Origin of the sequence: Microtetraspora sp. AC03309, from assembly GCF_020826795.1 — a bacterium.
Lineage (GTDB): Bacteria > Actinomycetota > Actinomycetes > Streptosporangiales > Streptosporangiaceae > Microtetraspora > Microtetraspora glauca.
The window spans coordinates 1-522 of record NZ_JADDIL010000421.1; the positions used below are offsets into that span (position 1 = coordinate 1).

1 pseudogene is annotated in these 522 nt (G+C 65.1%); it reads right to left on the bottom strand.

From position 1 onward, the window contains the following. Positions 1-522 (bottom strand): annotated as a pseudogene (locus tag IMZ11_RS43665) (M1 family peptidase); the annotation flags it as partial.

Consider the following 522-nt stretch of genomic DNA (forward strand, 5'->3'; position numbering starts at 1 on the left):
GTCCTGCGCGGGCTTTACGGGAGATCAGCTCACCGTTGGCCAGCGCGTAGTACGGGCTGTCGGTGCTGATCTGGATCCGGTAACTGGCTTTCGAGCTGGGATGGTCGTCGCACGGGAACCAAGAGGCCGCCCCGTTGGGTTGGCCGGCCACCAGGGCGCCGTTCGACAGTTCCTCGAAACCGACGTCACCCCAGTAGGTTTCGATCGGGCGCGGGGTTCCGCTGTAGCGGATGACGACGGTCATCGCGGCACCCGCGGGCAGGGCTGAGTCCAACGTGATGGACAGCTTCCCGCCCGAACATCGGTACTGGGCGGGCCGACGGCCGTTGACCGAAACCCGTGACACCGTAAGGGCGTCGGACAGGTCGAGGGTGAAGTTGCGTACCGCGGCCAAGGTCACCGCGGTGATGGTGGCGGTGCCGGCGAGCCGGTTGATCGCCACCTTGTATTCCAGGTCGAGTTCGTAGCGTGACACCCGGTATCCGAAGTTGCCGTTGGTGGGCAGATACGGATCGATGACCG